The following is a 20,581-nucleotide window of genomic DNA, read 5'->3' on the forward strand; positions in this document are numbered from 1 at the left end:
TCAGCCGCCGATGGCCGACATCGGGCGGGCGGGCCGGACGAAGTCCGCGCCGCCGATGGCGTGGCCGGGGCCCTTGCGGGCGATGGTGGCCCGCCAGGCGGCCTCCACCCGGTCGTCGTCGGCGCCGTCGCGCAGCAGCGCACGCAGGTCGGACTCCTCGGTGGCGAACAGGCAGTTGCGCAACTGCCCGTCGGCGGTGAGCCGCACCCGGTCGCACCCGCCGCAGAACGGGCGGGTGACGGAGGCGATCACGCCCACCACCGCGTCCGTCCCGGCGATCCGCCACTCCTCGGCCGGGGCGTTGCCGGACCGGCCGACCGGGTGCAGGTCGTAGTGCTCGCCGAGGCCGGTCAGGATCTCCTCCGCGGTGACCATCCGCTCGCGGTCCCAGGCGCCCTGCGCGTCCAGCGGCATCGACTCGATGAAGCGCATCCGGTAGCCGTGCCGGACGGCGAACCCGAGCAGCTCGGCCAGTTCGTCGTCGTTGACCCCGCGCACCGGCACCGCGTTCACCTTCACCGGCGCGAGCCCGGCCGCGTGGGCGGCGGCCAGTCCGGCCAGCACGTCGGCGAGCCGGTCCCGGCGGGTCAGCGCGGCGTACCGCTCGGGGCGCAGGGTGTCCAGGCTGACGTTGACCCGGTGCAGCCCGGCCGCGCGCAGCGCCTCGGCGGTCCTGGCCAGGCCGATGCCGTTGGTGGTCAGCGACACCTCCGCCCCGAGTGCGGCGATCCGCCCGACCAGGGCGGGCAGTCCGCGCCGCAGCAGCGGCTCGCCGCCGGTGAGGCGCACCGAGGTGATGCCGAGCCGGCGGACGGCGATCCGCACCAGTCGGACCACCTCGTCGTCGCTCAGCACCTCGGCCCGGGGCAGCCAGTCCAGCCCCTCGGCGGGCATGCAGTAGGTGCAGCGCAGATTGCACCGGTCGGTCAGCGACACCCGCAGATCGGTGTGCACCCGGCCGTACCGGTCCACCAGGGGGTGCGCCGCGCGGGTGCCGGTGACCGGCTCCGGGGCCGCCCCCGGCGCGGTGCTGCCAGAGGCGGTGGTGCCCGACGCGCTGTTCCTCGACGTGCTGCTCATCCGCCCAGTACAGGGGCCCTGCGGCGGGAGCGCCAGCGGCCGAACCGCCGGGGCGCGGCCGGTCGCCGCCGCCCCCGCTCGTACGATCGTCCAACTCCCGGCGGCGGGACTGTGCCCGGGCCGCCGGGCCGGGCAGGCTGGGCCCATGGAACAGAGGGACGCGGTCACCGCGCTGGTGCTGGCGGCCGGGGGCGGGCGGCGGTTGGGCGGACGACCGAAGGCACTGCTGCCGTACCGGGGCCGGCCGCTGGTGGAGCACGCCGCGGCGGCGGCCAGGGCGGGCGGCTGCCGGGAGGTGGCGGTGGTGCTGGGCGCGGACCGGGAGCGGGTGCGCTCCACCGCCCATCTGCCGGGCTGCCGGCTGGTGGCCAACCCGGACTGGGAGGGCGGCATGGGCTCCTCGCTGCGGGCCGGTCTGGCCGCGCTGCCCACCGGGTCCTCGGCCGTGCTGGTGATGCTGGTGGACACGCCGGGGGTGGGAGCGGCCGCGGTGGCCCGGCTGCTGGCCGCGCACCGGTCCGGGGCCGGTCTGGCCGCGGCCACGTACGGGGGGCGGCGCGGGCACCCGGTGCTGATCGGGGCCGGGTACCTCGCCGAGGCGGCGGCGGGCGCGCGGGGGGACGCCGGGGCCCGGGCCCTGCTGGCGGCGCACGCCGACGAGCTGGTCCCGGTCGAGTGCGGCGACGTCGCCTCCCCGGACGACCTGGACACGCCCGCCGACCTCGCCCGCTGGGGCGCGGGGTGACACCCGCCCGGCGCGGGACCGGCGCCGTCCCCGCTCCGGGCCACCACCGTCCCGGGCCGACCGGGGCGGGACTCCCGCCCGAGGGGGACCCCCCTCCTCCTCACCGGCGAGGATTCGGGCGCGCACCCCTGATTCGTCCCTGAGGATTGCCGCATTCCGCGCCGCACCTCCCGGGTTTCGGGGAGCATGGGACACGTCACTCCGCCCCCGATTCGAACGGACGGTACCCCGCGATGGCCGGACTGCCCGACGACTTCACCGGACACGACCCGGCCGGGCGCGGCCCGGGGGCGGCGGGTGGCGCCCGGGCGATCCGCTGCCCCGCCTGCCGGCGGGAGCACCTCTACGAGCCGCCCTCGCTGCCGTGCCCGTGCGGCGCCTCGCTCAAGGTGCCGCTGCTGCGCGGCGGGGTGCCGGTGCAGGTGCGGTTCCGGTCGTGGGAGGACTCCTGGCTGAGCATGCGCTGTCCGCACTGCGGCCGCTCCGACCAGTGGCCGCAGCCCGAGTTCACCTGCAACTGCGGGGCCACCGTGCGGCTCCCGGTGGACCGGACGACCCGGCTGGGCGGCGGGGCCGCGGCCGGCCCGCTGGGCGCCGCCGCCGGGCCGCGCGCCTCGCACCCGCACCCCGCCCGCCCCGCGCACTCCCTGGACGCCCCGCCCGCCGCCGCGCCGCCGACCACCGGGTCCGGCGGGCAGGCCGCGCAGTGGCGGCGCCGCGCGCCGTTCCGGCCGCACCCGGTGCGGACCTCGCAGGACGCGGTGTTCACCGCCGCCCGCTACCTGGAGTGGCTGGGCTTCGACGACCTGGAGCTGACGGAGGCCCAGGAGCGCGACGGGGTGACGCTGTTGGGCAGCCGGATGGTCGCCCAGGTGGACACCTGGACCGAGCCGGCGGACGTGAAGTCGGTCGAGTGCCTGTGGCTGCAGACGCTGCACGCGGAGGAGATGGCCGCCGCGATGTTCACTCTTGCGGGCTATTCGCACCAGGCCACGGTGCGCGGCGAACAGCTGCTGGTGGCCCTGTTCAGCCTGGATCTGGCGGGTGTGCCGCAGCCCGCGAACGGCGCCGCCGAGGCCCTGATGGAGACCGGCTGGACGTCCTGAGGCCTCGTTCGGGCCCCGACCGACCGGCCGCTGATCGTTTAGACGAAAAGCCGGCCGCGCGCAACAACCTCCGCTCGTGATCTGGTGCACAAGCTCGCCCCCGTGTTGAATTGCCGCCACAACGCGGGCCTGTGGTGTGTCGTGCCACGGACGGGGAGGGCCCGCGTCCTGCTGGATGGCGCACACAAGGAGGTGGCGTTGTCGGAGCACGGATGGGGCCCGAACGGTCAGGACGCACCGGGGCGCACAGCGCCACCGGAGCCGGGGGACACCGTATGGCGGCTGCGGTCCCGGGCGTGCTGGCGGGAGGCCGCCGACCTGTTGCGGCCGGCCGCCGAACGCGACCCGGCGGCAGCTCTGATCAGGGCCGAACTCCTGATCGAGCAATGCCTGTTCACCGCCGCCCACTGGAACCAGGCGGAGCAGGCCCTGCGCCTGGCCGAGGCCACCGTGACCAGCACCGAGCAGCGCGCGGCGGCGGCCTGCGCCCGGGGCTTCCTGGCGTACGTGGCCAGTGTGCTGGGCGCCCGCGACCGCCTCGACGAGGCACAGGCCGCACTCGGCCGCACCTCGGCACTGCTGCCGCCGGACGCACCGGGCCGGCCGCTGCTGGACTTCCGCCGGGGACTGGTGGCGGAGAACCTGCTCCGCGACCCGACGGCGGCCTGGATCGCCTACCGCCGGGCCCACGACGGCGCGGGCGAGCGGGGCGACGAACTGCTGCGCTCCTCGACCTGGCGGCACCTGGCCGCGCTGGCGCTGGCCGCCGGGGACCACGAGCGGGCACGGGAGGGCTTCGACGCCTCGTTGCGGCTGCGCGAGCAGCTGGGCTTCACGGTCGGGGTGGCCCCGGCGCTGGCGGCGCTGGCCGAGGTGTCCGAGCCGGAGGAGGCCAACCGCCTGCGGGCGGAGGCGACCCGACTGGTGCAGGCGCTCGGGGGCGTACCGGTCTGGCTCGCACGCCAGCTGGGCGCGGGGCGCGCGCCGGGCGCTCCCCCGGACGGACGCATCGGGAGGCAGGCCGGGGGTCCGATCAGCTAAGGTGACCCTAACCTGGCCGGGTCGAGCAGTGCCCCGGCCAGGTTCGCCTTGCCGTTCCCGGGCTCCGCCAAGCCCCGGCCGGCCGGGTCCGGACGTACGGCGCCACGGCGCGCCCCGCCGGATCGGGCGCGCCGGCGGCGGGCGGGCCCCGGCCCGGGCACGGACGGGCGGTCCGGCGCGGTCCGGTCGACCCGATGGGGCCCACCATGAGCGCGCACAGCACCCGTCCGACCCCCGTGGCGACGGCCGTCGGACGGACCGGTCCCGGCACCGGACCCGCCGGCCCGGCCACCGCCACCTCCCTCGGCACCGCCTTCACCACCGGCACCGGCACCGTCACCAGCACCTTCACCGCCGCCGGCACCTTCACCGCCGCCGGCCCGGCCGCGTACCGGCGGCTCGGCGAGGTGCTCCCCGCCCTCCGGGTGCGCTGCGCCCCGCCCCGCAGCGGCCGGGGCTGGCTCGCCGGGGCCGACCTGGTGGCCCGGCCGGCGGCGCTGCGCGAGCTCATCTCGCACGACGCCCGGCAGGGCCTGGCCCGCTACGGGCGGCCGCTGCGCCCCGACGTGGCGGCGGGCATCGGGCTGCACCGGTTCGTCTGGCCGGCCGCGCTGCTGTTCACCCTGCCGTGGTTCCTGGAGCGCCGGGTGCCGCTGCTCGCACCCGGCGACATCGCGGTCCGTCGCCGCACCGGCGAGCTGACGGTCCGTCCGGGCGCCTTCCTCTGCCTGCCGGACGATCCGGCGGCCCCCGGCCCGGCCCCCCTCCCGACCGCCGTCCTCGCCGCCGTCCCCGCCCCACCCCCGCCCGGCGCCCGCGCGGTGCCCGACGAGGCTGCCCTCGCCACCGGACTCCGCTCGGCACTGGCGGACTTCCTCACCCCGGTGCTGGACGCCTTCCGCCCCGAGGTGCGGCGCGGTCCGCGCACCCTGTGGGCGATGGCCACCGACGCGGTGGTCGAGGGCCTCTGGTACGCCGGGGGCCTGCTCGGCGAGGAGGAGCGCGCCCGGACGGAGCTCGCCGCACTGTTCGCGCCCGGCGCGTCCGGGGCGTCCGAGCAGCCGGAACCGCGTGCCGCCCGCCCGGCGCCGGAGTGCGCGCCCTTCACGCCGGGCGCCGGCTTCACCGCCCCCGCGTCCGGCGGCACCGAACGCTCCGACCGGTGCCGGGCCAGCTGCTGCCTCGTCTACACCGCCCGGGCCGAGGCGATGTGCACCGGCTGCCCCCGCGTCGCACGGGGTTGACGGAGGTCATCGGCGGTGCAACGCCAGACCCCCGAAAACACGGGAATTCCCCGTCAATATCAATATGACAATGCGACTTATCCCTCGCCAGAAATCCCTCTCGTCAGCGCATTGACAGCGAATCAGCCATTCTCCGGCCGAGCATCCGTCATGATGGTCCCCGCCATCACGACGCAGGAATTGCGACGCAGGAAAGCGAGGCTGGTCCAGGCGATGAAATTGTCCGACATACCGCTCGGTTGGGCCGTCACCGGCGTTGTCGCGCTGCTGGTCAGCGCACTCCTGGTGGCCCTGGCCCGGAGCCGGGGGTCCGGCAGCGGCACCGCCGCCGATTCCTGGGAGCGATCCGAGGAACGGCGCCGCCGCAAGGAGTCCCTGTACGGCGGGGCCTCGTACACCCTGCTGTTCTGCTGCGCGGCCGTCGCCGCCGCGCTGTCCTTCCACGGCCTGGTCGGGTTCGGGGTGCAGAACCTCAACCTGTCCGGCGGCTGGGAGTACCTGGTGCCGTTCGGCCTGGACGGGGCGGCGATGTTCTGCTCCGTGCTCGCCGTCCGCGAGGCCAGTCACGGCGACGCCGCACTCGGCTCCCGGCTGCTGGTCTGGCTGTTCGCCGGCGCCTCGGCCTGGTTCAACTGGGTGCACGCCCCGCGCGGTTTCGGCCACGCCGGCGCGCCGCAGTTCTTCGCGGGGATGTCCCTCTCGGCCGCCGTGCTGTTCGACCGGGCCCTCAAGCAGACCCGCCGGGCCGCGCTGCGCGAACAGGGCCTGGTCCCCCGTCCGCTGCCGCAGATCCGGATCGTCCGCTGGCTGCGTGCCCCGCGCGAGACCTACGCGGCCTGGTCGCTGATGCTGCTGGAGGGCGTGCGGAGCCTGGAGGAGGCGGTCGACGAGGTCCGCGAGGACAAGCGCGAGAACGCCAGGGAGAAGGAGCGCCGCAAGCTCGCGGGTCGCCGCGAACGGGCCGAGATCAGGGCCATCAACCGCACCCACAGTGCCTGGCGCCCGCGCGGCGGCGGGTCAGGGGCGGCGTCCCGGCAGCTGGAGCCCGGCCCGGAGTCCGCCATAGCGGGCGGCCCCGGTGCTCCCGGCAGCACCGACCGGCCCGCGGTCGAGCCGCCGGGACGGGCCGAGGCCGTCGAGGGAGCGGTCGCACAGGCGGGCCTGCCGGCCCGTCCCGAACGGCGCACCATCGACCTCACCCCCGACGACGACACCGTGGCCCTGCCCCGGCTGGACTCGCTGGAGCGCAAGCTGAAGGACCTGGAGCAGCAGTTCGGCTGAGGCCGCGGCCGAAGCTGGGGCTGCGGCCGAAACCGAGGCCGAGGCCGCGGCCGGGCCCCCGGGCACTCCCCCGGGGGCCGCTCCCCCGCGCTTCGCACCCCGGCCGTCACTCCCCCGGCGTCACTCCCCCGGCGTCACCGTGAGCTCGAACCACATCCGCTTGCCCGACCCCCGGGGCTCCACGCCCCAGCCGTCGGCCAGCGCCTCGACCAGCATCAGCCCGCGCCCGGAGGAGGCCTGCTCCCCCGGCGTCCGGCGGGTCGGCCAGAGGTCCGACTCGTCCTCCACCTCGACCCGCAGCCGGGCCCGGCCGCCGTCCGCGGCCGACTCCCGGTAGAGCCGCGCGGTGAACATCGCGTCCCGGTCGGTGTGCCGGATCGCGTTGGTGACCAGCTCGGAGGAGAGCAGCTCGGCGGTGTCGATCAGCTCGGCGACGCCCCAGCGGCGCAGCGCGTCCCGCAGCTCCGCCCGGACCTCGGCGATCCGGGCCAGGTCGGCCTGCCCGATCCGGCGGCGCAGCTGCTGGGCGGCCAGGCCGCCCTCCGGGCCGTCCCAGCGCAGCACCAGCAGCGCTATGTCGTCCTCGCGCTCGCTGTCGTCGGCGGCCTGGGAGGCGATCCGGTCGGCCAGCTCCTCCAGCGGGTCGCGGCCGGTCCGGCCGGGGTCCGCGAGCGGTTCGGCGAGCACCGAGGTGAGGCGCGCGATGCCCTCGTCGAGGTCCATGCCGCGCGCCTCGACCAGGCCGTCGGTACAGAGCAGCACCGTCTCGCCCGGGTCCAGGCTGAACCGGGTGACCCGGTACTCCTCGTCGGGGGCGATGCCGAGCGGGAGCCCGCCGGCCACCGGGACGCTGCTCGCGGTGCCGTCGGCGCGCCGCACCACCGGGTCGAGGTGGCCGGCCCGGACCGCGTAGACGACGCCGTAGTCGACGTTCACCTCGGCGTAGGTGCAGGTGGCGAAGTGGTCGGTGTCCAGGTCGGCGAGGAAGCGGGAGGCGCGGGCCATCACGGCGGCGGGCGGGTGGCCCTCGGCGGCGTAGGCGCGCAGGGCGATCCGCAGCTGGCCCATGATCCCGGCGGCGTGCACGTCGTGGCCCTGGACGTCGCCGATCACCAGTCCGACGTGCCCGCCGGGCAGCGGCACCACGTCGTACCAGTCGCCGCCGATCTGGAGCCCGGAGCCGGCCGCGAGGTAGCGGACGGCGGTGGTGACCCCGGGTACGGAGGGCACGGTGCGCGGCAGCATGACCCGCTGCAGGCCGGCCGCGAGCTCGTGCTCGGCGTCGTGCAGCCGGGCCCTGGCCAGGGACTGGGCGACCAGGCCGCCGAGGGTGGAGAGCAGGGTGCGCTCGTCGGCGTCCAGCTGGCGGTCGTCGTCGAAGCTGACCACGCAGACGCCGATCGCCCGGCCGCTGGCCACCAGCGGCAGGAACGCCCAGGAGCTGCGGCTGGTGCGGCGGGCCTGCTCCCAGACGTCCGGGTAGCGCTCGCGGTACTCCTCGCGGCTGGCGCAGAACACCGGGGCGCGGCCCCGCAGCGCCTCGGCGGCGGGGTGGCTCGGCGGCAGCACCGAGCGGTCGTAGCCGGCCAGCTCCTCGGGCCGGTAGCCGGAGGCGCCGAGGATCTGCACCCGGCCGGCCTCGAAGGAGGCCAGCACGAGGCCGTCCGGCGGCAGGCCGGGCAGCGGCAGCTCGGTGAAGACCCGGGCCACGTCACGCACGGTGACCGCCTCCGAGAGCGCCCGGGCGGCCTCCTTGATGAAGCGGGAGCGCTCCTCGCGCAGCAGGGCCATCCGGTCGGCGCGGTCGCGTTTGTGCAGCTCGACGGTGGCGTCCCAGACGAAGCCGACCATCCGGGAGGCCCGGCCGAAGGCGTCGGCGAGGACCCGGCCGCGGAAGCGGACGGCACGTGTGGTGCCGCGCGGGCCGACCGTCCGGTAGTAGGCGCCGCACTGGCCGAGCTCGGCGACGGCGCGCTCGACCCGGCGGCGCACCACGGGGGCGTCCTCGGGGTGGAGCAGGGCCAGGAAGGAGGCGGAGGTGCGGTCGAAGCGGCCCTTCTCGGCGGAGTCCAGGCCGACGATGGTGCAGGCCCGCTGGTCACCCTCCAGGATGTCGCGGCGGATGTCCCAGTCGAAGGAGCCGATGCCGTTGGCCGCCATCGCCGGCTCCAGCCAGTCCGGCGTGGAGTCGCCCGGGGAGAGCGGCAGGCCGCCGGAGAGCATCGGCGCGAGCCGGCCGGCGGCGAGGCCGGGGGCGGTGCGCAGCGCGTGCCGCCGGGCCGCCTGGGCGGGGGGCCGGGCCCGACCGGAGCCGGTCGTGGGCGGACCGGACGGGAGGGCCGGCCCCGGTGACTCGGGCTCTGTGGGCATGCTGCTCCTGCCGCTGCCGTGGCGGACCGCGCCGACCGTCCGGACGGGCCGCGTGGCGGTGTGATGGGTGGTGCTCGACGGTCGCGCGCCGACGGGCGGTCATCGGTCAAGACGGTAGGAGTTTCCCGCCGCTTCTCGCTCGTGGGCACACATTCCCACCATCCTGGCCAATGTTCGGCCGAGCGGCAATGGCAACGGGCCGGAAATCTTGCCGCGCACCTTCACTTACGGGCATCGTTCGGTCGCGAACAGTACTCGTGCGACAAACGGTGGACCGCGAAGTCAGAGCTCGGCGATGGCGAGTTCGAACCAGGTGACCTTGCCGTCGCCGCGCAGTTGCACGCCCCAGGAGTCGGCGAGCGCCTCGACCAGCATCAGCCCCCGGCCGGAGGTGGCGTACTCCGCGTCCGGGTCGCGGCGGCGGCCGGGGAGTCCGGCCTCGCCGTCCTGGACCTCGATCCGCAGCCGCTGGTCACCGGTGAGCACCGCGTCGAAGACCGCGCCCCGGTCGGTGTGCTGCAGCGCGTTGGTCACCAGCTCGGAGGTGAGCAGCTCGGCCGTGTCGGCCAGCTCGGGCACGCCCCAGTGGCCGAGCGCGGCGCGCAGCCGGTGGCGGACCGCGCCGACGGCGACCAGGTCGGCGGCCTCCAGTGCCAGGTGGAGCCGCCGGTTCAGCGCGCACCCCGGTGCCGGTACGCCCGGCCGGGCGACGCCTGCCGCGCCCATGGTGCCCGCTGTGCCCGCCGGAGCGCCCTGGCCGGTTCCGGTGATCCGGAAGGCGCCCCCCGAACTCGTCCGCTGCCGCGGGAATCGCGACTGACCGTCCATCACCCCTGCCCCCACCCTCGCTCCGGGCCGCCGATCCGGGCCCCCGCCGGTCGGTCGGCCCCTTTGGTACTGACCAATCATCGTCATGCCCACCTTTCGGCATTTGGAACAGTGTGCGGGCGATCACCTGGGGTGAAAGGGGCACGAGGCGGTTCGCGTGATCCGGCCGCCCCCGCCGGACAGGTTTGCGAAGCGTACGGGCGGCTTCCGGGCCCCGGACGGCGTTCGGGGGCCCGTGCGAGGCCCGGACCAGGCACGGGGCGGGCCCCCGCCCCCCGGGCAGCCGGGCGCCGGCGCGAGCCCCCGCCCCGGGGCGACCGGACGCGCCCCGTGTGCCGAACGGCGCGCGAGCGGCAAGGCTGGACAGGGCGGACGGCTCCGGGTTCAATGGCCGGAGGTGTTTGAACGCCGTTCTAAAAGCCCTCACCCTCTCCTGGCGACCGCGAGCGAGGAACCGTGCGACTGACCCCCACCGAGCGGGACCGGCTGCTGATCTTCACGGCAGCCGAGCTGGCCCGCGCCCGCCGCGCCCGAGGCGTGCGGCTCAACATCCCCGAGGCGACCGCGCTCATCGCCGACGCCGTCTGCGAGGCCGCCCGGGACGGCCTGCGGCTCGCCGAGGCCGTCGAGGCCGGCCGCTCCGTGCTCACCGCCGCCGACGTGCTGCCCGGCGTGCCGGACGTGGTGACCGTGGTCCAGGTCGAGGCGGTCTTCGACGACGGCACCCGACTGGCCGTGGTCGACGACCCGTTCCGCGGCGCCGGCTCGCTCGGCGAGGACGCCCCCGGCGGCGCCCTGCCCGGCGACGGCGCCGGTTACGACCCGGTCGAGGAGACCGTCGTCCTCCCCGTCCACAACACCTCCGGCGTCCCGATCTCCGTCACCTCGCACTTCCACTTCTTCGAGGCCAACCCCCGGCTGGCCTTCGACCGCGCCGCCGCCTACGGCACCCACCTCGCGGTCCCGGCCGGCTCCTCGGTGCGCTTCGACCCGGGCAGCACCGTCGAGGTCGGCCTCGTCCCGATCGGCGGCGCCCGGGTCGCGATCGGCTTCGCCGGCCTGGTCGACGGCCCGCTGGACGCCCCCGGCGCCAAGGAGTCCGCCCTGGCCAAGGCCCGCGCCACCGGCTACCTGACCGGCTTCGACGACGCGGAGGTGGAGTCATGACGTCCATCACCCCCCACGACTACATCTCGGTGCACGGCCCGCGCGCCGGGGACCGGGTCCGGCTCGGCGACTCCGGTCTGGTCGTCCGGGTCGAGTCCGACTCCCAGCGGCCGGGCGACGAGTTCCTGGCCGGATTCGGCAAGACCGCCCGCGACGGCCTGCACCTCAAGCCCGCCGCCGTCCGCGACACCTGTGACGTGGTGATCAGCAACGTCCTGGTGATCGACGCCGTCCAGGGCATCCGCAAGACCTCGATCGGCATCCGGGAGGGCCGGATCACCTCGATCGGCCGGGCCGGCAACCCGGACACCCTGGACGGCGTGGACGTCGTGGTCGGCACCGGGACGGCGATCGTCTCCGGCGAGGGCCTGATCGCCACCGCCGGCGCCATCGACACCCACGTCCACCTGCTCTCGCCGCGGATCATGGAGGCCTCGCTCGCCTCCGGCGTCACCACGATCATCGGCCAGGAGTTCGGCCCGGTCTGGGGCGTCGGCGTCAACTCGCCCTGGGCGCTGCGGCACGCGTTCAACGCCTTCGACGCCTGGCCGGTGAACATCGGCTTCCTCGGCCGGGGCTCCTCCTCGCACCCGGCCCCGCTGGTGGAGGCCCTCGCCGAGGGCGGCGCCTGCGGCTTCAAGGTGCACGAGGACATGGGCGCGCACACCCGCGCGCTGGACACCGCGCTGCGGGTGGCCGAGGAGTACGACGTCCAGGTCGCCCTGCACACCGACGGCCTCAACGAGTGCCTGTCCGTCGAGGACACCCTCAGGGTGCTCGACGGCCGGACCATCCACGCCTTCCACATCGAGGGCTGCGGCGGCGGCCACGTGCCCAATGTGCTGAAGATGGCGGGCGTGCCGAACGTCATCGGCTCCTCCACCAACCCCACCCTGCCCTTCGGCCGGGACGCCCTGGGCGAGCACTTCGGCATGATCGTCTCCGCCCACGACCTCAAGACCGACCTGCCCGGCGACGCCGCGATGGCCCGCGACCGGATCCGGGCCGGCACCATGGGCGCCGAGGACGTGCTGCACGACCTCGGCGTCATCGGCATCACCTCCTCCGACGCCCAGGGCATGGGCCGGGCCGGCGAGACCGTGCGCCGCACCTTCGCCCTGGCCGGCAAGATGAAGGCCGAACTCGGCCCGATGGAGGGCGACGGCCCCGAGGACGACAACCAGCGGGTGCTGCGCTACATCGCCAAGCTGACCATCAACCCTGCCATCGCCCACGGCCTCTCCCACGAGGTCGGCTCCATCGAGACCGGCAAGCTCGCCGACATCGTGCTCTGGCGCCCCGACCACTTCGGCGCCAAGCCGCAGCTGGTCCTCAAGGCCGGCTTCCCCGCCTACGGCGTCACCGGCGACCCCAACGCCTCCACCGACCGCTGCGAGCCCCTCGTGCTCGGGCCGCAGTTCGGCGCCCACGGCGCCACCGCCGCCGACCTCTCGGTCGCCTTCGTGGCCGGGGCCGCCGCCGACGGCGCCTACCTCGACCGCGCGGCCGACGGCCTGCCCACCCGGCGCCGGCGCGTCGGCGTCCGCCGCACCCGCGGCATCGGCCCGCGCGACCTGGTGCGCAACGCCCGCACCGGGCAGGTCGAGGTCACGGAGACCGGCCTGGTCTCGCTCGACGGCGACCCGCTGCGCTCCGAACCGGCCGACAGCGTCTCGCTCAGCCGCCTCTACTTCCTCTGACCCGCACTCGCTTCCTCTGACCCGCACCCCCGACCGCTACTCCCCCGTACCACTCACCCGCTTCACCGAAGGACCTCGCGATGACCACCCCCGCCCCCGCCGCGCTCGGCTACCGGATGCCCGCCGAGTGGCACCCGCACGACCGGACCTGGATGGCCTTCCCCACCACCAACCCGACCTTCGACACCCCGGAGAACCTGCACACCGGCCGCGAGGCCTGGGCCGCCGTCGCCAACACGATCGTCCGGTACGAGCCGGTCACCCTGGTGGTCAACACCGGCGAGACCGAGGAGGCCCGCAAGTACGTCTCCGAGCAGGTCGAGATCGTCGAGCGCCCGCTGGACGACGCCTGGATGCGCGACATCGGCCCGTCCTTCCTGATCGACGGCGAGGGCGGCCTGGCCGCCACCGACTGGATCTTCAACGGCTGGGGCGCCCAGGGCTGGGCCCGCTGGGACAAGGACCAGCACATCGCCGAGCACATCACCGAGCTGACCGGCGTCCGCCGCTTCGCCTCCCGGCTGATCAACGAGGGCGGCGGCATCCACGTCGACGGCGAGGGCACCGTGCTCGTCACCGACACCGTCCAGCTCGGCGAGGGCCGGAACTCCGACTGGACCCGCGAGGAGGTCGAGGCCGAGCTGCACGCCTTCCTCGGCACCACCAAGGCGATCTGGCTGCCGCGCGGGCTCACCCGCGACTACGACGAGTTCGGCACCCGCGGCCACATCGACATCGTCGCCTCCTTCGTCCGCCCGGGCGTCGTCGTCGCCCACGTCCAGCCGGACCCGGCGCACCCCGACCACGCGGTGTGCCAGGAGCTGGTGGCGATCCTGCGGGCCTCCACCGACGCCCGGGGCCGCGCGCTGGAGGTCGTCGAGCTCCCCGCCCCCACCGTCCTGCTGGACGAGGACGGCGAGCCGGTCGACTACTCCTACATCAACCACTACGTCGCCAACGGCGCCGTGGTGCTGTGCGCCTTCGACGACCCGCGCGACCAGGAGGCGGCCGCGATCCTCGCCGAGGCCTACCCCGGCCGCACGGTCGAACTGGTCGACGCCCGCGAGATCTTCGCCAACGGCGGCGGCATCCACTGCATCACCCAGCAGCAGCCGAAGGCCTGACGCCGCTCGGGCCTGCCTAGTGGTGGTACCGGCCCAGGTCGTCGGTGGTGAGTCCGTGGGTGCTGTGCATCGCGATCGAGCTGTAGGAGGAGCGGAGGGCCCGTAGCTGGGCCAGCCGCTCCTGCTCGGCCAGCAGGCCGTCGAGGTTCTCCGTCCGGCCGCCGCGGCGCCGGTGCAGGAACAGCGCCAGGCCGGCCACCACGGCGGCGAAGCCGGCGAACAGAAGGATCAGCGCGACCATCGGGCCACCTCCTCGGATCAGGAACGCCCCGATCGGTACGTACCCGGAGGAGTGGGAGGTCGAACCGTCCGACCTCCCACTCCGTGGTCCGCCGGGCACGGTCAGTATCGTGAACACCTACCGAACCCCGGAGGAGCAGCACCGATGGCCGACGCCCGCCCGCGCCGACCGGCCCGCCCGCGCGAGGAGGTCTTCGCCACCGCCCGCGCCGCGATCGCCGAACACGGGCTGGCCGGCCTCACCATGGCCGGCCTCGGCAAGAAGCTCCAGATGAGCGCGGGCCACCTGCTCTACTACTTCGGCAGCAAGGACCAGCTGCTGCTGGAGACCCTCCGCTGGAGCGAGGAGCAGCTCGGCGCCCGCCGCCGGGAGATGCTCGCCGACGGCGCCCGCGACGTCCGGGGGCGGCTGGACGAGTACACCGCGCTGTACCTGCCGGAGGGGCCCGGGGACCCGCGCTGGATCCTCTGGGTCGAGGTGTGGGGCCGCTCCCCCGCCAGCGAGGAGCTGCGGCAGGGGCAGTTGGAGATCGAGGGCCCCTGGCAGTCCGACCTGGTCGCCCTGATCGAGGAGGGCACCGCCGCCGGCCGCTTCGGCCCCGGCGACGCCACCGAACGCGCCGTCCAGATCCGTGCCCTGCTGGACGGCCTCGCCGTCCCGATCGCCCTCGGTCTCGCCGGGGCCGACCGGACCCGGGCGCTCCACCTCGCCGGGTCCGCCTGCGGCACCCTGCTGGCCGCCGCACCCGCCTGAGCGGACCGGGGACGGATCACTCGGTCCAGATCGCGGCGGCGGTCCGGTCGTCGGTGTAGCCCTTGGCGCGGACCTGGACCTGGCGGAGGAAGTCCACCGTGCCCGGCGGGTGCGGGTGCGCCCAGTGCGAGGCCAGGAAGTGCGCGACGGCGGGCTCGTCCGCGACCGGGCGGGCCAGCCCCGGGGTGCAGAGCAGCAGGATGTCCCCCGGGGTCGCCGGGACCATCCGGAAGCGGAACGGGCGCGGGCCGGGCACCGGGGACTCCGGCACCGGCGGCTGGCCGTCGGGGTGGTGCAGCAGCCGGGCCGCGTACGCGTCGATCCAGTGGCCGGAGCGCAGCAGGTACAGCCCGCCCGGGCCGACCCCGAACGCCGCCCGGTACCCGGCCTCCGGGTCCAGCGAGGTCAGCAGGCAGTGCAGCGAGGCGGGGGACGGCTCGTCCTCCGTGTCCCCCGCCCCGGCCTCCGCACCGACCGGGGCGAGTGCCCGGAGCGGGGCGACGGCGCTGAGCGCGAGCCGCTGGAGGCCGTAGCGGAGGCGGTCGCGGGCGCCGTCGCGCAGGTCCGCGGCGAGGCCCTCGCGGCTGCGGCCGACCGCGGCCGCGAGCTGGCGGCAGGCTTCGGCGCTCGCGGTGGCGACCGGTCCGGCGGCCGGGCCGGAGTGGTCGAACCCGCCGAGCACCGCGAGCAGCAGCCCGTCCGCGCCCTCGCCGAACCGGGTGACCAGCAGCGAGTCCCGCCGGGGCTCGCCCCGGTAGCGGGCGGAGTCGCCGCGCACGGAGACCGCCCGCAGGGTGGTGGCGCCGTACTGGGCCCCCTCCAGCACGGTGTCGGCGACGATGCCGCCCAGCGCACCGGGGTCGGCCTCGGGGACGGCGGTCGGCTCGGGGCCGTACGTGGGCGGGCGTTCGCCGACGTGCGGCACGGCGGGCCCGGCCCCGGACCGGCCGGGGCGGGGGTCCGGCCGGGGGGCGGGCGGCGCGGGCGCGGGTTCGGCGGCATCGGGCGCGGACGCTTCGGGCTCGGGCACGGGAGCAGGTTCGGGCTCGGGAGCAGCCTCGGGCGCGGGAGCAGCCTCGGGCGCGGGCTCGGCAGCCACCTCGGCCGGCGGCTCCACCGGCTCCGGCTCCGGCTGCGCTTCCGGCGGCTCCACCGGCTCCGGCTCCGGCTCCGGGACGGTCACGGCCTCGGGCTTGGCCCGGGGCTCGGGCACCCGGGGAGCCGGTTCGACGGCCTCGACCGCGTCCGCGGCCTCCGGCAGCTCGGCCAGGGCGGCCGGCCCCGCGTCCGCCCAGACGGGGGCGGGGAAGCGGCGGGTGTCGTCCGCGCCCGGGGCCTCGTCCGTCGGAGGCTGCGGAGCGATCACGCCGACGGCGGTGTCGAACCAGTCGTCGATGCTGTCCCGTTCCAGCACCTCCTGGTCGGCCCGCACCGCCTCGACCTCTCCGACCTCTCCGGACTTCCCGGGCTCCCCGACCTCCCCGGGCGCCGCGTCCGCGCCCCGCTGCTGCCCGATGAGTCCCGCGGCCGTCTCGAACCAGTCGTCGACACTGCCCTCCCCCGGTCCGGCGTCCGGGGTGTCGGGGAGGGTGCCGGCCGGGCCCGCGTAGACCGTGTCCCACCAGCCGTCGTCCGGCCGGCGCTGCTGCTGCGCGGGTGCACCCTGTTCGGTCATCTGGCGGCTCCTGGTCGCTGCTGCTCGGTGCTGGTTGCTCGCTGCTTCAACGCCGCCCCGGGCGGGCCCGGCTCGACGTCATTGTCCCCAAGTGCAACGACGCTGTCCGGGTTTCGGCGACAACCACGCACACATCGGCCGATACCGATCAGCGCGTTCGGCGCCCGTTTCGCTTCTGTTCCTCCCGCAGTCGACCGAACCGCCCGGACCAGGGCGTTTCCGGCGCATTCCGGCGGCTCCGCACCCGAAAATGAGAACCGGGGAGGGGGCTCGCTTCACTCGTTCGGCTGATTAAATGTGCGCATGACCGCGTCGGCCCCCAGCACACCCCGGCCGGGGAGGGCCGCTCTCGCGGTCCGCCCGGTGGGCGTGCTGTGGATCCTGCTGCTGGTCGGACTGCTGACGGCGCTCCCGTGCGCGGCACACGCCAAGGCGGCCACGGCCGAACGGTCCGACTTCCCGGTGACCGTCCCGGCCGACCCCCCGGTGGGTCCGCCGACCGGACTCGTCGCCGATCCCCGGGCCGACGCACCCCCGCACCTCCTCGGCACCGCCGCCACCGGTCCGGACACCACGCCGCAGACCCTCGGCGACCGCCTCCGCGCGGAGAGCCACCGGCACTGGACCTGGTGCTCGGTGGACGGCGACCCGCCGCACCGCAACAGCGGCTGCTCCGGCCACCCGTACTGCGCCCAGGACGCTCAGCTCCCCAACCCGCCGCCGCACCAGCAACCCGCCGCGGCACCCCGGCCGGAGACCGCCGAGGCACTGCCCCGGATACTGCCCGCCGGACTGCTGGTCGGGCCGCACCCCGCGCCCGACCTGCACGAACTCCAAGTACACCGGTCCTGAGCGGAACCCGCCGCCGGCCCCGGCCCTCCCCCGCCGCCCCGTAGGCGCCGGGCGGGCGGGACCGACGGATCCGCCCCCTCCCACCACCTCTTCAGACCGCCGTGCCCGATGCGCGGTGGGGACAAGGACAACTCATGGGTTCCGCCTCCAAGCAGTCGAACAAGGCCCAGGGCAACAAGCCGAGCGGCAAGCAGGCGAGCAGCGACCGCCGCGCCCGGATCGCCGAGCTGCGCGCCGCCGAGCAGCGCCGCGACCGCCGCAACAAGATCGTCGCGGGCTCGGTCGCCGGTGTCCTGGTGATCGCCGCGATAGCCACCGGCACCTGGATCGTGGTCGACGCCAACAAGGACAAGAAGGACAAGGCCGCCGCTGCCGCCGCCCCGATCGACGGCGTCCAGACCTTCGGCGACCTGAGCCGCAACCACGTCAAGGAGAAGGTCACCTACCCGCAGACCCCGCCGGTCGGCGGTGACCACAACGCGATCTGGCTGGACTGCATGGGCACCGTCTACGACCAGCCGGTCGAGAACGAGCGGGCCGTCCACTCGCTGGAGCACGGCGCGGTCTGGGTGACCTACAACGGCAAGGCCACCCCCGAGGACGTCAAGACCCTCTCGGACAAGGTGAAGGCCACCCCGTACTCGCTGATGAGCCCGTACCCGGACGAGCAGGGCACCATCACCCTGAACGCCTGGTCGACCCAGCTCGTCGTGGACAGCGCCAGTGACCCCCGGGTGAACCAGTTCTTCACCAAGTACGTCCAGGGCAAGCAGACCCAGGAGCCGGGCGCCTCCTGCTCGATGGGGCAGATGTGACCGCCGCCGGGACGGACGGCGACCGGGCGGACGAGCACGGGGCGGACGGCCCCGAGGCCGCTCCGTCGGCCTCGCGCCGACGGATCTGGTGGCCGGCCGCGCTGGCCGCCGCGCTCGCCCTCGCGCTCGGGGTGCCGGCCCTGGTGGCGGGCGGGACGTCGGCCTCCGGCACCTCCTCGCTCAGCGTGCCGGCGGACGACTCCCCGGAGGCCGGGTTCGCCCGTGACATGGCGACCCACCACCAGCAGGCGGTGGACCTGTCGTTCATCGTCCGGGACCGGACCACGGACGAGCCCACCCGCACGCTGGCCTTCGACATCATCAACACCCAGGCCAACCAGCGCGGCATGATGATGGGCTGGCTCGACCAGTGGGGGCTCACCCAGCACTCCCCGGCCAAGCCCATGGCCTGGATGGCGATGGGCGGGCACGGACACGGCGCCGACTACCAGGCGCACGACGGTTCGCTGATGCCCGGCATGGCCACCAACACCCAGCTCGCCAAGCTCCGCTCGCTGAGCGGGCGGGAGGCCGAGGTGTTCTACCTGCAGCTGATGCTGGAGCACCACAAGGGCGGGGTGGAGATGGCCCAGGGCTACGTCGACATGGCGCACAACGAGTCGGAGAAGCGGCTCGCGCAGTCGATGGTGATCGGCCAGACCTCGGAGATCGGCCTGATCACCGACATGCTCAAGGATCGCGGCGCCGCCCCGGGCGTGCCCGCCTCCTGAGCCCGCCCGGCGGTACGGCGGCAGAGCACGACCCGCACGACCCGCACCACGGCACAGCACGGCCGGGGCGGTGGACGGATCTCCCGTCCACCGCCCCGGCCGTTGCCGTGTCCGTACCCGTGCCCGCGTTCCGTCCGGGGCGGACCGGCCCGGACCGCCCCGGACCGGCCCGGACCGGACCGGAGCGCAGCGCAGCGCGGCTCAGCGCCGCCGCACCGGCCGGGCGAGGACGACGGCGAGGCCCGCGACGACCGCGAGCGCCAGCAGGACCGACCGGCCGCCCAGCGCCGGGCCGGCCAGGTGGACGCCGAGCACCGGCAGCGCGGTGCCGAGCGCCGTGCCGAGACTGCGGGCCATGTTGACCATGCCGCCGCCGACCGCCGAGCACTCCGCCGGGATCGCCCGCATCACCAGCGCGTTGTTGGCCGGCAGCAGCAGGCCGAGGCCGCCGCCGACCACCAGCAGCGGCCCCGCCAGCAGCACCGCGGGCGCGCCCAGGGCGGGCAGCAGCGCGCAGCCGAGCAGTCCCGCCCCGGCGAGGGCCGCGCCGCAGCGGCAGCGGGCGACGTCGGACCAGCCGCGCGGCAGCAGCCCGCCGCCGACCGTCGCGGCGACCGCGAAGGCGGCCGGGAGCACGGTGATCACCAGGCCGGAGCGCGCGGTCGGGAGTCCCGCCTCGGCGAGCAGCACCGGGCCGAGGACCAGCGGGCAGAACAGCAGCAGGTAGCCGATCAGCGCGACCGCGAGACCGGGGCGGACGCCGGGGGTGTTGACCAGGCCGGGAGCGAGGATCGGCCGGGTCGCGCGGCGCTCCTGGCGGACCAGCGCGAGCGCGCAGAGGACGGCGGCGGCCAGCAGGGCGGCGACCGCCCAGGCGGGCAGCGGCAGGCCGGAGGCGGCGGAGAGGGCGAGCAGCAGCGCGGTGGTGGAGCCGCCGAGCAGCAGCAGACCGGCCAGGTCGAAGCGCCCACCGTCCGGCTCGGGGCCGACGACGGGTCCGACCACGGGGCCGACGGCGGCACCCGGACGTGGACGCGGGAGCGCCGGTGCGGCCTCGACCCTGGTCCGGGGCAGCAGGAACCACCCGGCCACGATGCCCACCAGCGCGACCGGCACATTGATCCAGAACACCCAGCGCCAGGAGGCGTGCGCCACCAGCAGCCCGCCGAGGCTGGGGCCCAGCGCCAGGCCGAGGCCCTGCGCGGCCGCCTGCACCCCGAGCGCCCGGCGCATCGCGTGCCCGGGGACCCCGCGCGCGACCAGGGCGACGCTGTTGGCCTGCATCATCGCGCCGCCGACGGCCTGCACCGCCCGGCAGGCGACCAGGGCGCCGAGGCCGCCGGCGAACCCCGCCCCCAGCGAGGCCAGGCCGAAGACGGCGAACCCGCCCAGGTACATGGTCTTGCGGCCGACCAGGTCGGACAGCCGGCCGATCGGCGCGAGCAGCGCGACCAGGACCAGCAGATACGCGAGGGCGACCCATTCGACGGCCGCGAATCCGGCGTCGAACCGGCGCTGGAGCGCCGGGTAGACGAGCGCGGTGACGCTGGCCGTCAGCTGGCCGAGGAACGCTCCCAGACAGACGGTCCCGACGGCGAGCCAGTGGGCGTACCGGCGGCCGGCTATGCCGCGCGGTCGGGGGCGCTCGGCGAGCAGCCGGGCGGTGAGCGTTGACGCGGCGTTCATACGGCGAAATATATCGGATGCAGATATGTTCGTTCTACGATTTATTCTGAATGCGACCGGTCCGTTACCGAGCGGGACCGGTCGCCCCCGACCGGTCCGCGGCCGTCAAAGGGCACCGGTACCAGGCGCTACGCTGTCGGCC

General features: G+C 75.6%; 18 protein-coding genes. 12 read left to right on the forward strand and 6 right to left on the reverse strand.

The window, feature by feature from the left end:
* A complete protein-coding gene (gene moaA / locus ACW14Y_RS12325; protein WP_456986757.1) occupies window positions 1-1,080 on the reverse strand; it encodes a GTP 3',8-cyclase MoaA in 1,080 nt (359 codons plus the stop codon).
* 145 nt (window positions 1,081-1,225) lie between these two features.
* Here moaA and ACW14Y_RS12330 point away from each other — a divergent pair, with 145 nt between their 5' ends.
* The 5 genes from ACW14Y_RS12330 (at window position 1,226) to ACW14Y_RS12350 (ending at window position 6,497) form a co-directional block, all read left to right on the forward strand.
* Window positions 1,226-1,825 carry a nucleotidyltransferase family protein gene (locus tag ACW14Y_RS12330; RefSeq protein WP_456986758.1) on the forward strand — a complete coding sequence of 200 codons (600 nt, stop codon included), beginning with the start codon at window positions 1,226-1,228 and terminating at the stop codon, window positions 1,823-1,825.
* 233 nt (window positions 1,826-2,058) lie between these two features.
* Window positions 2,059-2,931: a hypothetical protein gene (locus ACW14Y_RS12335; RefSeq protein WP_266268700.1), complete on the forward strand. Its 873-nt coding sequence runs from the start codon at window positions 2,059-2,061 to the stop codon at window positions 2,929-2,931.
* A 198-nt stretch (window positions 2,932-3,129) separates the two neighbouring features.
* Window positions 3,130-3,972: a hypothetical protein gene (locus tag ACW14Y_RS12340; protein WP_456986759.1), complete on the forward strand. Its 843-nt coding sequence runs from the start codon at window positions 3,130-3,132 to the stop codon at window positions 3,970-3,972.
* A 206-nt stretch (window positions 3,973-4,178) separates the two neighbouring features.
* Window positions 4,179-5,216, forward strand: a complete 1,038-nt coding sequence (locus ACW14Y_RS12345; protein WP_456986760.1) for a (2Fe-2S)-binding protein — start codon at window positions 4,179-4,181, stop codon at window positions 5,214-5,216.
* A gap of 213 nt (window positions 5,217-5,429) precedes the next feature.
* Window positions 5,430-6,497 carry a DUF2637 domain-containing protein gene (locus tag ACW14Y_RS12350; protein WP_380307790.1) on the forward strand — a complete coding sequence of 356 codons (1,068 nt, stop codon included), beginning with the start codon at window positions 5,430-5,432 and terminating at the stop codon, window positions 6,495-6,497.
* Window positions 6,498-6,617: 120 nt separating this feature from the next.
* On the opposite strand, the gene ACW14Y_RS12355 is transcribed toward ACW14Y_RS12350, so the two are convergent.
* Window positions 6,618-8,867 carry an ATP-binding SpoIIE family protein phosphatase gene (locus ACW14Y_RS12355; protein WP_380307788.1) on the reverse strand — a complete coding sequence of 750 codons (2,250 nt, stop codon included), beginning with the start codon at window positions 8,865-8,867 and terminating at the stop codon, window positions 6,618-6,620.
* Window positions 8,868-9,149: 282 nt separating this feature from the next.
* Window positions 9,150-9,593, reverse strand: a complete 444-nt coding sequence (locus ACW14Y_RS12360) for an ATP-binding protein (RefSeq protein WP_266268704.1) — start codon at window positions 9,591-9,593, stop codon at window positions 9,150-9,152.
* A gap of 558 nt (window positions 9,594-10,151) precedes the next feature.
* On the opposite strand from ACW14Y_RS12360, the gene ureA reads away from it, so the two are divergent.
* From ureA to ACW14Y_RS12375, 3 genes are all read left to right on the forward strand, one after another.
* A complete protein-coding gene (gene ureA, locus ACW14Y_RS12365; RefSeq protein ID WP_266268705.1) occupies window positions 10,152-10,862 on the forward strand; it encodes an urease subunit gamma in 711 nt (236 codons plus the stop codon).
* Entirely contained in the window at window positions 10,859-12,562 is a 1,704-nt protein-coding gene (locus ACW14Y_RS12370) for an urease subunit alpha (protein ID WP_456986761.1), read from the forward strand. Before ureA ends, ACW14Y_RS12370 begins: the two co-directional genes overlap by 4 nt.
* Before the next feature lie 80 nt (window positions 12,563-12,642).
* Entirely contained in the window at window positions 12,643-13,686 is a 1,044-nt protein-coding gene (locus ACW14Y_RS12375) for an agmatine deiminase family protein (RefSeq protein ID WP_380307782.1), read from the forward strand.
* Window positions 13,687-13,702: 16 nt separating this feature from the next.
* On the opposite strand, the gene ACW14Y_RS12380 is transcribed toward ACW14Y_RS12375, so the two are convergent.
* On the reverse strand, window positions 13,703-13,927 hold the full coding sequence (locus ACW14Y_RS12380) for a hypothetical protein (protein ID WP_380393550.1): 225 nt from the start codon (window positions 13,925-13,927) through the stop codon (window positions 13,703-13,705).
* A gap of 144 nt (window positions 13,928-14,071) precedes the next feature.
* On the opposite strand from ACW14Y_RS12380, the gene ACW14Y_RS12385 reads away from it, so the two are divergent.
* The gene (locus tag ACW14Y_RS12385) at window positions 14,072-14,680 is read left to right on the forward strand and encodes a TetR/AcrR family transcriptional regulator (protein ID WP_380393553.1); all 609 of its coding nucleotides are present in this window, start codon (window positions 14,072-14,074) and stop codon (window positions 14,678-14,680) included.
* A gap of 16 nt (window positions 14,681-14,696) precedes the next feature.
* Here the strand turns inward: ACW14Y_RS12385 and ACW14Y_RS12390 are convergent, their stop codons facing one another.
* Window positions 14,697-16,355 (reverse strand): protein phosphatase 2C domain-containing protein, encoded by a 1,659-nt coding sequence (locus tag ACW14Y_RS12390; protein ID WP_456986762.1) that lies wholly within the window; start codon window positions 16,353-16,355, stop codon window positions 14,697-14,699.
* Between the two features lie 303 nt (window positions 16,356-16,658).
* Between ACW14Y_RS12390 and ACW14Y_RS12395 the strand changes: the two genes are divergently transcribed.
* The 3 genes from ACW14Y_RS12395 to ACW14Y_RS12405 all read left to right on the forward strand — a co-directional run bounded on the left by ACW14Y_RS12395 (window position 16,659) and on the right by ACW14Y_RS12405 (window position 18,753).
* Complete coding sequence (locus ACW14Y_RS12395) at window positions 16,659-17,207, forward strand: hypothetical protein (protein WP_380307774.1); 549 nt, start codon at window positions 16,659-16,661, stop codon at window positions 17,205-17,207.
* Window positions 17,208-17,341: 134 nt separating this feature from the next.
* Entirely contained in the window at window positions 17,342-18,022 is a 681-nt protein-coding gene (locus tag ACW14Y_RS12400) for a DUF3105 domain-containing protein (protein WP_380393559.1), read from the forward strand.
* Complete coding sequence (locus ACW14Y_RS12405; RefSeq protein WP_380393562.1) at window positions 18,019-18,753, forward strand: DUF305 domain-containing protein; 735 nt, start codon at window positions 18,019-18,021, stop codon at window positions 18,751-18,753. The genes ACW14Y_RS12400 and ACW14Y_RS12405 overlap by 4 nt, the downstream gene beginning before the upstream one ends.
* 201 nt (window positions 18,754-18,954) lie before the next feature.
* Here ACW14Y_RS12405 and ACW14Y_RS12410 read toward each other — a convergent pair whose 3' ends face one another.
* A complete protein-coding gene (locus tag ACW14Y_RS12410; protein WP_456986763.1) occupies window positions 18,955-20,439 on the reverse strand; it encodes an MFS transporter in 1,485 nt (494 codons plus the stop codon).
* Window positions 20,440-20,581: the final 142 nt, after the last annotated feature.

This window comes from Kitasatospora sp. cg17-2 (genome assembly GCF_054031055.1).

Bases quoted from the DNA above. Each gene is read 5' to 3' on its own strand.
- moaA (WP_456986757.1), bottom strand. From the start codon at position 1,080: ATGAGCAGCACGTCGAGGAACAGCGCGTCGGGCACCACCGCCTCTGGC.
- ACW14Y_RS12330 (WP_456986758.1), top strand. From the start codon at position 1,226: ATGGAACAGAGGGACGCGGTCACCGCGCTGGTGCTGGCGGCCGGGGGC.
- ACW14Y_RS12335 (WP_266268700.1), top strand. From the start codon at position 2,059: ATGGCCGGACTGCCCGACGACTTCACCGGACACGACCCGGCCGGGCGC.
- ACW14Y_RS12345 (WP_456986760.1), top strand. From the start codon at position 4,179: ATGAGCGCGCACAGCACCCGTCCGACCCCCGTGGCGACGGCCGTCGGA.
- ACW14Y_RS12350 (WP_380307790.1), top strand. From the start codon at position 5,430: ATGAAATTGTCCGACATACCGCTCGGTTGGGCCGTCACCGGCGTTGTC.
- ACW14Y_RS12355 (WP_380307788.1), bottom strand. From the start codon at position 8,867: ATGCCCACAGAGCCCGAGTCACCGGGGCCGGCCCTCCCGTCCGGTCCG.
- ACW14Y_RS12360 (WP_266268704.1), bottom strand. From the start codon at position 9,593: ATGGGCGCGGCAGGCGTCGCCCGGCCGGGCGTACCGGCACCGGGGTGC.
- ACW14Y_RS12370 (WP_456986761.1), top strand. From the start codon at position 10,859: ATGACGTCCATCACCCCCCACGACTACATCTCGGTGCACGGCCCGCGC.
- ACW14Y_RS12375 (WP_380307782.1), top strand. From the start codon at position 12,643: ATGACCACCCCCGCCCCCGCCGCGCTCGGCTACCGGATGCCCGCCGAG.
- ACW14Y_RS12380 (WP_380393550.1), bottom strand. From the start codon at position 13,927: ATGGTCGCGCTGATCCTTCTGTTCGCCGGCTTCGCCGCCGTGGTGGCC.
- ACW14Y_RS12385 (WP_380393553.1), top strand. From the start codon at position 14,072: ATGGCCGACGCCCGCCCGCGCCGACCGGCCCGCCCGCGCGAGGAGGTC.
- ACW14Y_RS12390 (WP_456986762.1), bottom strand. From the start codon at position 16,355: ATGACCGAACAGGGTGCACCCGCGCAGCAGCAGCGCCGGCCGGACGAC.
- ACW14Y_RS12395 (WP_380307774.1), top strand. From the start codon at position 16,659: ATGACCGCGTCGGCCCCCAGCACACCCCGGCCGGGGAGGGCCGCTCTC.
- ACW14Y_RS12400 (WP_380393559.1), top strand. From the start codon at position 17,342: ATGGGTTCCGCCTCCAAGCAGTCGAACAAGGCCCAGGGCAACAAGCCG.
- ACW14Y_RS12410 (WP_456986763.1), bottom strand. From the start codon at position 20,439: ATGAACGCCGCGTCAACGCTCACCGCCCGGCTGCTCGCCGAGCGCCCC.